1 pseudogene is annotated in these 367 nt (G+C 62.4%); it reads right to left on the bottom strand.

Annotation, left to right across the window (positions count from 1 at the left end):
- Positions 1–60: 60 nt before the first annotated feature.
- Positions 61–367, bottom strand: a pseudogene (locus HBA93_RS19305) (helix-turn-helix domain-containing protein); the annotation flags it as partial.

Genomic DNA, 367 nt, shown 5'->3' with positions numbered 1-367 from the left:
CCTATACGCGGGCCGGAACCGCCGCAGGGCTGCGTAAGCAGCCCGAACAGCGGCGACCGCTTATGTTTTGCCTCTTAGATAAAGATCAGATGGGGATTCAGTCTGGTTATCGGACTCACGTTTCATGAAGTTTTTCGCCATGCGCACAAGGGCCTGTCCTAGCGGGCTATCGCCGGCGTCGATCTGCGTTCGCTCATCGAGGGGCAGGGTGGTCTTGTAGGCGTCGATTGCCTCGCTCCAAGCCCGCTGATCCTGTCCATGATCGGCGGGCGGGGGTGGAGCCTTGCCGAACCGTCCAAGGAACTGCCGGGCCTTCTCCGGCAGGGACAGGCGATAGGCGTTGCTGGCCTGCTGCACCTGTGGGCCG

Origin of the sequence: Ochrobactrum sp. SFR4 (genome assembly GCF_019730395.1) — a bacterium.
Lineage (GTDB): Bacteria > Pseudomonadota > Alphaproteobacteria > Rhizobiales > Rhizobiaceae > Pseudochrobactrum.
This window is presented reverse-complemented; position numbering and strand designations above follow the sequence as displayed.